The sequence below is a fragment of the Kaistia algarum genome (assembly GCF_026343945.1).
GTDB classification, from domain to species: Bacteria; Pseudomonadota; Alphaproteobacteria; order Rhizobiales; family Kaistiaceae; genus Kaistia; species Kaistia algarum.
Genome location: NZ_JAPKNJ010000001.1, coordinates 2227787 through 2240726 on the forward strand (window position 1 = coordinate 2227787; position 12940 = coordinate 2240726).

9 protein-coding genes are annotated in these 12940 nt (G+C 62.8%); 7 read left to right on the forward strand and 2 right to left on the reverse strand.

Going from position 1 to position 12940, the window contains the following annotated elements; genetic code table 11:
* Positions 1–8: 8 nt before the first annotated feature.
* Complete coding sequence (locus OSH05_RS10760; protein WP_104221072.1) at positions 9–665, reverse strand: Crp/Fnr family transcriptional regulator; 657 nt, start codon at positions 663–665, stop codon at positions 9–11.
* 157 nt (positions 666–822) lie between these two features.
* Here OSH05_RS10760 and OSH05_RS10765 point away from each other — a divergent pair, with 157 nt between their 5' ends.
* Positions 823–2949, forward strand: coding sequence for an ice-binding family protein (locus OSH05_RS10765; protein ID WP_104221071.1), 2127 nt, complete (start codon positions 823–825; stop codon positions 2947–2949).
* A gap of 66 nt (positions 2950–3015) precedes the next feature.
* Here the strand turns inward: OSH05_RS10765 and OSH05_RS10770 are convergent, their stop codons facing one another.
* Positions 3016–3342, reverse strand: a complete 327-nt coding sequence (locus OSH05_RS10770; protein WP_266352190.1) for a hypothetical protein — start codon at positions 3340–3342, stop codon at positions 3016–3018.
* A gap of 570 nt (positions 3343–3912) precedes the next feature.
* Here OSH05_RS10770 and OSH05_RS10775 point away from each other — a divergent pair.
* From OSH05_RS10775 to tkt, 6 genes are all read left to right on the forward strand, one after another.
* Positions 3913–5001: a TRAP transporter substrate-binding protein gene (locus tag OSH05_RS10775; protein WP_207778822.1), complete on the forward strand. Its 1089-nt coding sequence runs from the start codon at positions 3913–3915 to the stop codon at positions 4999–5001.
* 26 nt (positions 5002–5027) lie between these two features.
* Positions 5028–7709 (forward strand): bifunctional diguanylate cyclase/phosphodiesterase, encoded by a 2682-nt coding sequence (locus OSH05_RS10780; RefSeq protein WP_104221068.1) that lies wholly within the window; start codon positions 5028–5030, stop codon positions 7707–7709.
* Between the two features lie 346 nt (positions 7710–8055).
* Positions 8056–8997: a substrate-binding domain-containing protein gene (locus tag OSH05_RS10785; RefSeq protein WP_104221067.1), complete on the forward strand. Its 942-nt coding sequence runs from the start codon at positions 8056–8058 to the stop codon at positions 8995–8997.
* A 70-nt stretch (positions 8998–9067) separates the two neighbouring features.
* Positions 9068–10039, forward strand: coding sequence for an ABC transporter permease (locus tag OSH05_RS10790; RefSeq protein WP_104221066.1), 972 nt, complete (start codon positions 9068–9070; stop codon positions 10037–10039).
* 2 nt (positions 10040–10041) lie between these two features.
* Positions 10042–10815 (forward strand): ATP-binding cassette domain-containing protein, encoded by a 774-nt coding sequence (locus OSH05_RS10795; RefSeq protein ID WP_104221065.1) that lies wholly within the window; start codon positions 10042–10044, stop codon positions 10813–10815.
* A 109-nt stretch (positions 10816–10924) separates the two neighbouring features.
* Entirely contained in the window at positions 10925–12934 is a 2010-nt protein-coding gene (gene tkt / locus OSH05_RS10800) for a transketolase (protein WP_104221064.1), read from the forward strand.
* Positions 12935–12940 lie beyond the last annotated feature (6 nt).

Here is a 12940-nt window from a genome sequence, read left to right on the forward strand (position 1 = left end):
CGGCGACGCTATTCTTCGTAGCGAGTATGAGGATTATCGTTAAGTACCACGCTTAGCAGCGACGGGTAGACTTCGATATGACCATCATAGTCGATGAAGCCAAGTCGCCGGAATTTGTTCATGAAGAAGCTGACTCGGGACCGCGTTGTCCCGATCATGTCGGCAAGCATTTCCTGGCTGACCTTCGTCAGTATCGGCTCTGGCGTCCCCTCCTGGCCATAATTGGCCAGAAGAAGAAGCGCTCGTGCGAGCCGTTTTTCGCTTGAATTGAATAATTGATCGATCAGGTCTTCCTCGGCGCGGATCGTTCTCTGCAGCAGGCGCTGAACGAACATCTCCGAGAATTTGGGATCATCATGCAGGGCCTTGACGATCACAGACTTGTCGAGCCGAATGATTTCGCTGTCGATGATTGTCGACGCGGTGGACATGCGCGTGGTCTGCCCCGCCAGGCAGCCTTGCCCGCAAAACTGGTCGGCACCGAGGATGGCGACGACTGCCTCTTTCCCCTGCTCGGAAACCACCGTGATCTTGACCTTGCCGGCCTGGATATAAAACACGGAATCGGCCGGATCGCCCTGCGAGAACAGCACCCGATCTCTCGGTGTTTTCAATAAGTTCTTGCCGGTTCCTGGTGTGGTCAAGAACAGATTTGGCTCAAACAAATGTTGGCGCCTCCCGAAGTCAAGAAGAAAATGTTCACGAATTGCTAATGAAGGCCAGAATCATCGATATGGGAGTGAGCAATTTTGCTCACTCGTTCAAACTGCCGGCCGGTAATAATTGACTAGACCTTATATGTAGGCAGCGAAGGAAAAAACAATGAGGACGCGCCCCATAACTATATTCGCAGCCGCAACCGTCTCACTTTCTTCGGCCGTGACGCTCAATTCGTCCAATGCACATGCCGAGGATTTGGCAAGTTTTGCGATCCTCGCCGGCTCCACGATCACGAATACGGGCACGACGGTCATCAACGGAAATATTGGACTCAGTCCCGGCACCGCAGTCACTGGATTTCCTCCAGGTGTGGTCGTAGCGCCGTACTCCACCTATCTTAACGACGGAGTGGCGGTGCAGGCCCAAGTCGATCTAGTATCCGCCTATAACAATCTCGCGGCGCGCCCCGCCACCGTCGATCTGACGGGACAGGACCTTGCCGGCCTCGTCCTCGCCCCGGGCGTCTATTCCTACAATACGTCGGCCCAACTGACGGGTACCGTAACGCTGGATGCGAAGAACAATCCCAACGCGGTCTTCATCATCAATGTCGGCAGCACGCTGACGACCGGTAGCGGCTCCTCCGTCGCGCTGATCAATGGCGCCCAGGCCAACAACGTCTATTTCGTTGTCGGCAGTTCGGCGACCCTCGGAACGGCGACGAATTTTGCTGGCGAAATTCTGGCACTGACCAGCATCACGCTGAACACCGGCGCCAACATTAATTGCGGCGCGGCACTGGCCAGGAATGGCGCCGTGACGCTCGATACCAATACGATATCGGTCTGTACGGTCGAGAAGGCGACTTTCGGCGAGGTCATCACCACACCGACTCCGACGACGCCGGGCGATGGTGGGACGGGCGGCACTGGGGGAACGGGTGGGACGGGCGGCACCGGCGGCACCGGCGGCACGGGTGGCACTGGTGGATCGACCACCGGCGGCACCGGCGGGACTGGTGGGACGCCGACGGGCGGGACGGGAACGCCCGTTGCGGGGACGAACCAGCTCTCTCTGGCCGAAGGGCTCGATGCGTATATCGCGGCCGGGGGCCAGGCGCCGCTGGTTCTGAACCTGCTCGCACCGGACCAGCTCCGGACCGCGTTTTCCGAGCTCGCCGGGGAGACCAGCACAGCCGCTGCGCCTGCCGGCATGCAAGCGATGAACTCGTTCATGACCGAACTGTTCAGCCGGATGAGCGACGATCACGGCGCCTTCGGCAACAATGGCACCACCCCGCTCAACAATCGAAACGGCACCGGGCCGGCCACGGTCAAAGTTCTCGGCTACGGTCCGGAAGACAATCTCTCCGCGCACGCGAACGCGGCGACGGCCGCCATTCAGAGCACCCCGGTCATTGATCCGCGGCTGATCAACATCTGGGTTGCTGGCTATGGCGATGAAAGCAATATCGATGGCGACGTGGCGCTCGCCACGCATGACCGAAACATCAAGACGGCCGGCTTTTCCGGCGGCCTCGACTATCTCGTGACCCCGAGCACGCGCATCGGCTTCGCCCTCGGAGCGGGGCGCGCGAGCTTCAGTCTTGCCGATGATCTCGGCAGCGGCGACAGCGATATCTATCAGGCGGCTCTCTATGGACGCACCGATTTCGGGCCCGCCTATGTCGCGGCGGCGCTCGCCTCAGCGCTGAATGACGTCTCGACACAGCGCGCGCTGACAGCGGTCGGCTATGACCGCTTCACGGCGGATTTCGTGGCCTATGACGTCGCGGGCAAGATCGAGACCGGCTACCAGTTCGACATGCCCAATGTCGGCGGCGTGCCGGGCTCGAGTTGGGTCACGCCATATGCCGCCCTGCAGGTCCAATCCTACTTCATGCCGGCCTATAGCGAGAGCAGCTATGTGAACACGTCGCCCTTCGCGCTGAACTATGCCTCGAACACGACGACTGCCACGACGACTGAACTCGGCGCTCGGCTCGGGACGAGGATCATCCTCGACGCAGCTGTGCTGTCGCTCCGGACGCGCCTCGCCTGGGCCCATAATGATGGCGGCAATCCCGTCATCGATGCCAGCTTTCTGACGTTGCCCGGCGTGGGCTTCGAGGTCCGCGGCGCCCAGCTCGTTGCGAATTCCCTGCTCGCCTCCGCGGGGGCTGAACTGAGCCTCGCCGGAGGCCTGTCGGCGGGCGTCTATTTCGACAGCCAGCTCGCCGAGAATGCGCAAACCTATGCCGGTACCGGACGCGTCAGCTACGCGTGGTGAACTTGCCTGCCCGTCGCCGCGCGCCGGAGCGCGGCTTCCGGCTCTGTGCGGGGCGACCCGTTGGCCTCATTGATCGAGAACCGGTGCGTTGGAGAGGGCGTAAAGCGTCCGGTTGAACGGAAGGCGCAGCAGGATGGTGCCTTCCCGGACCACCTTGTCGGCCGTCATGCCGCGGCAGAACAGCGAAACGCCGCCGCTCTTGCGTTGGCAGAAGGCGTCCGGGCTGTCGATGAAGCGAAGCCCCTCGACGCCATAGACGACGACGGTCACGCCCTTGGGTATGGCGCCAATCGGCTGCACCACGAAGATCCGGACATTGCCCACCCAGGGATATGCAAAGAAGGCTACGGATATACCGCCAAGCAAAAACAGTATTTTAACCAGATAATCCATTGATTTTTGCCCGAAATAGATAGTTGTCAGATATATTACGATGGATATGAATAGCCGATAAGTCAAATGAATTATAAGATATTATATTAGTAGTGTTCAATTTTACTGTTATTGATGTAGACGCGGTAGGTAGGGGCGGAATATAGACGCTGTTTCGGCCATCTGATCGATTGCCAGATAGATCCGACGATCGCAGCGTCGGACCGTGGGATCGCGCGTCGACGACGATCCATTCCGTCCTGTTGCCTGAGAAAGCGCTTCAAGGGGTGTCGATCCGGCGCTGCCTCTTTCGCGGCGTCGAGGCTCTCGCCCCAATTCCCTGAAATGGATGATCGCGTCGGATTGTCGGCCGTCTGTGTGGAGGACCGGCCGCTACAGCAACCGAAGCCTTGCGCCCCGCAAACCCGGGGTGATCGACAAAGCCGAGGCCGCATGGTTCATCTATAGGGTAGGCGTCCCGATTTCGTTCGCCTGCCATAGGCTGAGCGATTCCACGATCGCCCCGATGGCTGGGAAGCGCAGAGCCAAGGGCGCCTGGCCGGGAGGCGAGACGTGAGATTGGGATCCAGAGTGCCGTCGATCCTGTCCCATATTCGGGTCGCGGGCGCGATCGCGGCCTTGTCGGGCCTTGCCCTGGTGGCCTGCCTGTCCGCTGCCGCGCCGGCCGAAGACCGTGGTCAGGCTGCCGTCAAGCTGCAGATCGTCGGCGGACTGGGCGGGGTGAGCCAATATACGAAGCTGGAGAAGCCGTTCTGGGAGAGCGAAATCACTCGGAGGTCGCAAGGACGCATTGCGGCTATGATCCGTCCGATGGATGGAGGCGGGCTGCGTCCCCAGGAGATGCTCCAATTGATGCGTCTCGGCGTGGTGCCGATCGGCACGGCGCTGCTGTCGGTCGTATCCGGCGACGATCCCGAACTCAACGCGGTCGACCAGCCGGTTCTCAATCCCGACATGGTGACGCTTCGACAGACGGTTCATGTCTTTCGTGGGAGGCTGCGCGACATCCTGCTTGCGCGGTACAATATTGAACTGCTCGGAATCTACGCCTACCCCGCCCAAGTGGTCTTCTGTTCCAAAGCTTTCACGGGACTCGACGACCTCGCCGGCCGCAGGGTCCGTACCTCGTCGGTCAGCCAGTCGGAACTGATGACGGGGCTTGGTGCCATTCCGGTGCTGCTGCGTTTCGCCGAGGTGGCTCCGGCGCTGCGGGACGGCGTCGTCGACTGTGCCATCACCGGGACGCTGAGCGGCTATGAAATCGGCCTGTACGACTATACATCCCACGTGCACGCCATGGCATTGAGCTGGGGACTCTCCGTCTTCGGCGCCAATGTTACCGCCTGGAAGGCGCTGCCGCCGGCCGACCGCCTTGTGATCCGGAACGGCGTCACCGAGCTTGAGAACCGCATCTGGAAGCAGGCCGAGACGGATACGAACCGCGGGCTGGCGTGCAACGCGGGCACAGCCGACTGCGGCGTTGTTCCGGCGAGGCCGATGACGGTCGTCGCGACTTCGCAGTCCGATGCGCAGAGACGCAACCAAATCCTCAGAGATGTGGTGTTACCGCGTTGGATCGAGCGGTGCGGTGAGATCTGCATGCAGGACTGGAACACCTATTTCGCGGTTCTCCACGGCATCAAGGTCGGCACAAAGTGATCCTTTCGCCCTTTGGTCCTTAATCCATGCCCTGGCGCCTCCTGAAGTTGATCATCGTTGGTGCCACGATCGTCATGGTGGCGGCCAGTATCATCGGCCCCGGGATCATCGTGGTGCAGAGTCGCCAGACTGCGATCAGCGCCGCGCAATCCTCGCTGGAGCGCTCCGCTCAGGCGGCCGAAAATGCACTGAACCGTCAGCTGCTTCAGGTCCATGGGGCGCTGGCGAGCCTCGCCACTCTCTTTTCTGTGGCGAAGGTCTCGCCGCTAGAGACTGACCTATCGAGCCAATTGCTCTCGGGGCTCAACTTCCAGACGCTCGCCTATCGAAATCTCATGCTCGTCCGGGTTGACGGAACCGTCCTCGCATCGGCCCGCTCACGAGACATGCGCCACCCTCTTTCGATCGACCTCACCGACCTCACCCGCTCGCCGACAGCGCTCGTGGGACCCGTACGCAATCCGCTGACGGGCGAATGGTCGCTTTACGTGGCGCGAACCGTCCCCGAATGGAACGGCATTATCGCCGTTGCCGAGGTGCCGCTGCTCACGCTGATGGGGCTGATCGCGGAGACGCGGATGCCTCCGGGCTCGATCCTGCATCTCGAGAGCCCCAGCGGGGAACTGATCGCGGCGCTTCCGCATGACGAGATCAAGACGGGTCGCTTGCATGAGTCGGAGTTGGGCGGGCAAGTGGCGGATGGCCAAGCCTTCGTCGGTTCCGGTAAGGATGGTGCCGAGCGTCTCATCGTGGCCCGGACCTCGCTCTATTCCGACGTCCGTGTGGTGCTTGTCCAAGACCTGCAGGAGGTACTGGCAGGCTGGCGCGCAGATCGCGATCGCATAGCGATCAGCTCCTTGATCCGCGTCGCTCTGATTGCGGCCTTCGGCGCGGCCCTGCTCTTCGCCGCCAGGCAGCGCGAACGGGCGGACAGTGAGCGGGCACGGTCCGCGGCGGTGCTGACAGGCGCCATAGACGCCATGTCCGATGGCTTCGTCATGTGGGATGAACAGGATCGCCTCGTTACCTGCAACCAGCGCTATCGTGAGCTTTACGCACTCAGCGCGCCTCTGATGGTCCCTGGAACTACCGCTGAGGACGTTCTCCGAAGGGGCGTTGAGCTTGGGCAGTATCCAGAGGCTGAAGGAGCCCACGAGGCATTCATCGAGCGGACGATCGCCTGGCATCGGCAGGCCAGTGGCGCCTATGAACGGCTTCTGCCAGACGGGCGCTGGCTGCTCGTTCACGACCGCCGGATGGCGGATGGCGGTGTCGTCGGAATTCGTACCGACATTACCCCGCTCAAGATGACGCTCGCCGAACTCGCTGAAGCCAATCGGCGGGCCAATGAGGCAACCGAGGAGGCCAGGCGTCAGAACGAGGCGCTTTCCGAGCGAGAGAGCCGGATCCGCTTCCTGGCTCACCACGATGAACTGACGAGACTGCCCAATCGGACCCTTTTCCATGAACAGATCAAGGATGCCCTCGGATTGGCCAGCGCGCGCGGCGCGCCCATGGCGCTGCTCTACCTTGATCTCGACCGCTTCAAGGACGTCAACGACACGCTCGGCCACCAGGTCGGCGATGCGCTTTTGCGAACCGTCGCCGAGCGGCTGAATGCCTGTGTCGGCCCTGGCGAAACTGTCGCGCGCCTCGGCGGCGACGAGTTTGCGATCATCAAGCTGGCCCCGGCCTCGTCAATGGACGCGGAGACTCTCGGGGCTCGTATCATAGGGGCGCTCAGCGAGCCCTACCGGATCCTCGGTCACACCATCGGCACCAGTGTGAGTATCGGGATCGCCCTCGGTGACGGGTCGGTGGCGGATCCCAACATGCTGCTGCAGCAAGCCGACCTGGCCCTCTATGAGGCCAAGGCGAAAGGTCGGTCGACGACCTGCGTCTTCGTCGCGGAAATGGAAGCCCGGCTCCGTGACAGGCTGCAGATGGAGGCCGATCTGCGCCTGGCTCTCGCCGAGGGCCAGTTCGCCTTAGTCTATCAGCCGATCTTCGATCTGAAGTCCGGCCGGCTATGTGGCTTCGAGGCCTTGCTGCGCTGGCAGCATCCGCAGCAGGGCTTCATCAAACCCGACATTTTCATCCCCGTCGCCGAGGAGACGCGGCTGATCGTCGAACTCGGAGCCTGGGTGTTGCGCCAAGCCTGCATAGACGTTGCCAGCCTGCCGGGCGCGTTGAAGGTCGCGATCAATCTGTCGCCGGTCCAGCTCGCCATCGGCGATATTGTGACGACGATTGTCGATGTCCTGCGCGAGACGAACCTCTCTCCCGAACGGGTAGAACTCGAGATCACCGAAACGGCGCTGCTTACCGATGATCTGCGTAACCTGGAGGTCCTGCGGCGATTGAAGGCCCTTGGGGTGCGCATCGTGCTCGATGATTTCGGCACCGGGTTCTCCAGCCTTAGCCATTTGAGGGCCTTCCCCCTCGACAAGATCAAGATCGACCGTTCCTTCATCCAGGACATGGCCCACAGCGCCGACAGCGCGGCCATTGTCGAGTCTGTCGCCGGCCTTGCCCATCGGCTCGGCATGGCCACGACGGCCGAGGGCATCGAAACGTCGGAGCAATTGGCCGCCGTTGCTCGTATCGGCTGCACGGAGGCGCAGGGGTTCCTTCTCGGCAAACCGCTTCCGATCGCCTCCGCCTTCGAGACGAGCGCGCCATGGCAGGGCATCGAAGGCGTGGCCTAGGGCCGATCGATCGTCGTCCCATGCGGGCGGCGAATGACGGAAACCGATATCTGGTCGCCCGAAAACGCGTGCGCTCTGCCTCGGCATTGCTGCCGTGCCCAGCCTGCGGCTCGGATCGATGCCGGAATTGAGCCGGCATAGGGTGCGCTCCGAACGACACGACCCAGTTGGCCTGGTTCCGATCGAGAGGTGAACTCTGAAGCGCCATTCGTCACCAGAATCAACTAAATCATGTTATAATGATGTACGTACAACACATTGACAGCTCGTCAGTATATGACTAGCTTCGGCATGTTGGCTGCCTGGAGGATGGTGGCTCAGCTGATCAGAGTGGGAGGATAAGTCTATGAAGAAGCGTGCCTTGGCTGGCGTGCTGTTGGCCGCCGCGACTCTGTTCGCGACCGCCGTCCACGCGGAGGACAAGAAGCCCTATTTCTGGATCTCGCATGGATCCCCGGCGGACCCTGTCTGGACGTATTATCTCGCGGGCGCCGAGCAATGGGCGAAGGACACGGGCAACACCGTGCAGACGTCCTTCCACAATGGCGACGTACCGTCTGAACAGGAAGCCGTGCGTGCGGCGATCGCGGCTGGCGCAGCCGGCATCGTGGCGGCGAGCCCCCAGGCGGGTTCGCTTGTCGAGCTCACCACCGAGGCGACCGCCAGCAAGATCCCGATCATCGCCTTCAACTCGAACGATGAAAGCGCGCATTTCCTCGCCTTTGTCGGCGGCGACAATTTCAAGGCAGGCGCCGAGACGGCGCAGTACGCCCTAGACCACAAGCTCGTGAAGCCCGGTGACTTCATCTGGATGCCGGTCGAGGTTCCCGGCGCGACCTATGGCGCCGACCAGGAGAAGGGCATCGCCAGCGTGCTGAAGCCGCTCGGCATCACCTGGGAGGTGACCGAGGCGACGCTCGACCAGGCCGAGATCATCTCGCGCATGAGCGACTATCTCACCGCCAATCGCGGCAAGATCAACGCGATCTTCCCGCTGGGCGATCTCGTCTCGGGCAGCGTCAAGCGCGTCTTCGACCAGGTCGGCGTGAAGCCCGGCGATATCCCGGTCGTCGGCTGGGGCAACTCGCTCGACACCGCCAATGAGGTGGTGGACGGCTATGTGCAGGCGGCGCATTGGCACGACCCGCAGGCGGCCAGCTATCTCGCCCTCTCGCTCGCGGCAATGGCCCGCAGCGGGATCACCCCGAACTTCAATATCCTCACCGGCTCGATGTACGAAAAGGCCGACGCGCCCAAGTATATCGAGATGATGTCTCCCAAGAAGTGATGCTGCCTGGGGAGGCGTGCACCATCGGTGCATGCCTCCTCTTTTTTGAAATCTTCAATCCGAGGGCAGCATGTTTCAACGCCTCATCCGGCGTCCGGAGATCGGACCGCTCATATTGCTGGTCGCCGAGTTCATCATATTCAGTATTATGAGTCCGGCTTTCCTGTCGCTGGGCAATCTCAGCAACATCATGGCGTTCACGGTCGAGCTCGGGCTGATGGCCCTCGCTATGACGCTGCTGATGACGGCGGGCGAATTCGATCTCTCCATTGGATCGGTCTTCGGGTTTTCGGCCGTGCTGATGTGGACCTTGTTCAACAGCGCCGGCGTATCGCTGGAAGCCGCCTTCGCGATCACGATGGCCGTCAGCCTCTTCATCGGCTGGTGCAACGGCTACATCACGACGCGGCTCGCGATCCCGTCCTTCCTCGTGACGCTGGGCATGCTGCTGGTCGTGCGTGGAACGGCGCTCTACATCACCGACGGATTCCCCCAGCGCACCTGGAGCGGCGGCAACAATTGGCTGACCGACGGGCTGGCGGGTTCGTTCTATATCGGCGGTTTCCGCTTCTATTCCTCCTTCGCCATCTTCGCCGTCGTGGCCGTCGTCTCCGGTTATGTGCTGAGCTGGACCGCCTTCGGCAACTGGCTCCAGGCCGTCGGCGGCAACCCCAACGCCGCCCATGCGCGCGGCGTGAATGTCGCCCGGACGAAGATCGCCCTCTTCATGCTTTCCGCGGCCCTGGCCTCCCTCGCCGGCATCACGAGTTCGATCCGCACCGCAGCGTCGAATCCGAACAGCGGCACCGGCTATGAGCTCGAGGTCATTGCCATGGTTGTGATCGGCGGCACGGTGCTGACCGGCGGCCGTGGCACGATCGTCGGCACGGTGATCGGCGTGTTTCTGCTGCGCGTCATGCGCAACGGCATCGTCTTCGTCGGCGTGCCCGGCCTCGCCTACAACATCTTCATCGGCGCGATTATCCTCGGGATGATGATCCTGCGCGCCATCTTCGCACGGCGGAACGGTGGGGGCGCCTGAGCATGACCGAACAACTCATCCGCATGCGCGGCGTCAACAAGTTCTACGGGGCCGTCCAGGCGCTGCACGACGTCAATATCGATGTTGGCAACCGGGAGGTCGTCGGCTTGCTCGGCGACAATGGCGCCGGCAAGTCAACCCTGATCAAGGTGCTCTCCGGCGCGGTACCGATGTCGTCCGGCGAGATCCATGTGAAGGGGAAGAAGGTCGCCATCCGTTCGACCACTGACGCGATCGCCAGCGGGATCGAGACGATCTATCAGGATTCGGCGCTGGTGCCGCAGCTTTCCATCGCGCGCAATCTCTTCCTCGGCCGGGAGCCGATCAAGGGCTGGAAGTTCCTGAACCGCATGGACCAGGAGCTGATGGAGCAGGTCACCAGGAAGCTTCTGAAGCGGGTCGGGATCGAGAAGAACATTCCGCCCTCAACCGCGATCAGCGCACTGTCCGGCGGCGAGCGCCAGTCCGTCGCTATCGCCCGCGCCATGTATTTCGAGTCGAACCTCATCATTCTCGATGAGCCGACGAACAATCTCGGCGTCGCCGAGACGCAGGGCGTACTCCGCTTCGTCCGGGAAATGCGCGATGCCGGCCATTCCTGCATCTTCATCGCCCACAACATCCATCACGTCTTCCAGGTCGTCGACCGGATTATCGTCATGCGCGGCGGCCGTGTCGTTGCCGACGACATCGATCCGAAGACGACGACGGTCCAGGAGGTCGAGATGATCATCACAGGGCAGGAGCTGCTCGCCGAACGGCCCGCCGCGCACTGAGGCGCCGCGGCCGGTCGGGCTGGACCCGTGATCGGGCAAGGGCGCGGCGCCGACCCATGCTGTCCGGACAACACAATAAGTCAAAGCATTCCAATTGAGGTTCCGAGCCATGAAGTCCCTCGCCAGGCGCGACATCGCCAATGCCATCCGGTTCCTGACGGTCGATGTCGTTCAGGAGGCCAATTCGGGGCATCCCGGAACGGCCATGGGCATGGCGGATATTGCCGAAGTCCTCTGGAACGACTTCCTGAAGCATAACCCGGCCAATCCGCACTGGGCGAATCGAGACCGGTTCGTCCAGTCCAACGGCCACGGATCGATGCTGATCTATTCGCTGCTGCATCTCTCCGGCTATGGCCTGACGGTCGAGGATTTGAGGCGCCACCGGAAGCTGCATTCGAAGACGCCGGGACACCCCGAATATGGCATCACCGCCGGCGTCGAGACCACGACCGGTCCACTCGGGCAGGGCTTCGCCAATGCCGTCGGCATGGCGCTGGCCGAACGCAAACTCGCGGCCGAGTTCAATCGCGACGGCTTCCCGATCGTCGACCACACCACCTATGTCTTTGTCGGCGATGGCTGCCTCATGGAGGGCGTCGCGCAGGAGGCGGCGTCGCTGGCCGGCGCGCTTCGGCTGAGCAAGCTTATCGCCGTCTATGACGACAACAACATCTCGATCGACGGCGAGGTTGGCGGCTGGTTCGCCGACGATACGCCGGCGCGCTTCCGCTCGCTCGGTTGGAATGTGATCGCCGATGTCGACGGCCACGATCCGAAGGCTGTGTCGGAGGCGTTGGCGTTGGCGCGGCAGTCACAGGATCGCCCGACGATGATCTGCTGCAAGACGATCATCGGCTTCGGCGCGCCGAACAAGCAGGGCAAGGAGGAGGCGCATGGCGCGCCGCTCGGCGCCGACGAGGTTGCGCTGACGCGCCAGGCGCTGAACTGGGACCACCCGGCCTTCTTCGTTCCCGACGATATCTACGCTGCCTGGGACGCCCGCGCCCGCGGCGCGGCGCAGGAGGCCGCCTGGAACGAATTGTTCGCGGCCTATCGCGCGGCGCATCCCGAACTCGCCGCCGCATTCGAGCGCCGGATGGCGGGCGAAGTGTCCCCGGCCATCATGGCCTGGGTGGAAGAGGAGGCCCAGCGGATCGTCATCACCGACCCCGTCAAGCAGCCGATCCGGCGGGCTTCGAGCCGGGTCGCCGGAAAGCTCGCCGGACTGGCCGCCGAACTGATCGGCGGCTCCGCCGATGTGTCCGTTTCGACGTTGGCCTGGACTTCGGCCTCCCGCTCGATCACGGCGTCTGATTTCAGCGGCAATTTCCTGCACTACGGCGTGCGCGAATTCGGCATGTCCGCGATCATGAACGGCATGGCGGCGCATGGGGGCCTCGTCCCCTACGGCTCATCCTATCTCGTCTTCAGCGATTACAGCCGCAATGCCGTGCGCATGGCCGCTCTGATGGGTCTGCGCTCGATCTTCCTCTACACGCATGATTCGATCGGCGTCGGCGAGGACGGGCCGACGCACCAGCCGGTCGAGCAGATCGTCGCGCTGCGCGCCATTCCGAATATCTCGGTCTGGCGCCCCGGCTCGGAGCTGGAGGCGCTGGTCGCCTGGCATTCGGCATTGGAGCGGAAGGGGCCGAGCGTCATCATCGCCGCGCGCCAGGATGGAGCCGTGTTCGCGCATGGGCCGTCCGATCTCGCCGGCATCCGGAGCGGCGGCTATGTGCTGCGCCAGCGGGGCACCGGCAAGCCCGATATCGTGCTCGCGGCGACAGGATCCGAGCTTGCCCTTGCTCTCGCCGCGGCCGACCGGCTCGAGGCCGATGGGCTCACGGTGCGCGTCGTGTCTATCCCCAACGGCAATCTGTTCGCCCGTGAGGACGAGGGCTACCGCAACGAGGTCCTCGCCACCGGAACGCCCGCCGTCTTCGTCGAGGCAGGGTCGCCCCTCTACTGGCACCAGTTCCTCAAGGGGCCGGGCACCGTCGTCGGCGTCGAGAGCTTCGGCGAATCGGCGCCGGGTCCGGAAGTCTACCGCCATCTCGGCGTGACGGCGGACCGCGTCATCGACGAGGCTCGCCGGCTCCTTGCGACCCGCTGAGGGGCT

What these genes read in the sequence shown, in the direction of transcription:
- OSH05_RS10765 (WP_104221071.1), top strand. Translation starts at nt 823, where the DNA reads ATGAGGACGCGCCCCATAACTATATTCGCAGCCGCAACCGTCTCACTT.
- OSH05_RS10770 (WP_266352190.1), bottom strand. Translation starts at nt 3,342, where the DNA reads ATGGATTATCTGGTTAAAATACTGTTTTTGCTTGGCGGTATATCCGTA.
- OSH05_RS10780 (WP_104221068.1), top strand. Translation starts at nt 5,028, where the DNA reads ATGCCCTGGCGCCTCCTGAAGTTGATCATCGTTGGTGCCACGATCGTC.
- OSH05_RS10785 (WP_104221067.1), top strand. Translation starts at nt 8,056, where the DNA reads ATGAAGAAGCGTGCCTTGGCTGGCGTGCTGTTGGCCGCCGCGACTCTG.
- OSH05_RS10790 (WP_104221066.1), top strand. Translation starts at nt 9,068, where the DNA reads ATGTTTCAACGCCTCATCCGGCGTCCGGAGATCGGACCGCTCATATTG.
- OSH05_RS10795 (WP_104221065.1), top strand. Translation starts at nt 10,042, where the DNA reads ATGACCGAACAACTCATCCGCATGCGCGGCGTCAACAAGTTCTACGGG.
- tkt (WP_104221064.1), top strand. Translation starts at nt 10,925, where the DNA reads ATGAAGTCCCTCGCCAGGCGCGACATCGCCAATGCCATCCGGTTCCTG.